We start from the raw sequence: 257 nt of genomic DNA, 5'->3' as shown, positions 1-257 counted from the left end.
CTTTCGATTTGAAAGCATATGTAAGGATGAAGCAAATCAAGGGATTACAGCCACAAAGTATAGTGTCTATGTTCAAAACGATACACGCATTTTTTAGTTGGTGTGTTAGAGAAGAGTATCTTGAAGTTAATATTGCAAGTAAAGTCGATACTCCTAAAGTGCAAAAGAAAGTCATCGATGGATTTACAGGAAAAGAAGTTCAAGACATGGTAGCAGCTTTCACTTTTAAAAATTATCTCGAAGCAAGAAATAAAGCC

Annotated in this window: 1 protein-coding gene; it reads left to right on the top strand. The window is 34.6% G+C overall.

The genetic code is table 11. The features are described 5' to 3' along the window. Positions 1 to 26: 26 nt before the first annotated feature. On the top strand, positions 27 to 257 hold a 231-nt coding region (locus R0J87_RS22215), incomplete at its 3' end, for a hypothetical protein (RefSeq protein WP_498889024.1).

It is taken from the genome of Halomonas sp. SIMBA_159 (genome assembly GCF_046536035.1).
In the GTDB taxonomy this organism is placed as follows: domain Bacteria; phylum Pseudomonadota; class Gammaproteobacteria; order Pseudomonadales; family Halomonadaceae; genus Vreelandella; species Vreelandella venusta_A.
The sequence above is the reverse complement of the archived record's forward strand: the minus strand, read 5'-3'. Positions and strand labels throughout refer to the sequence as shown.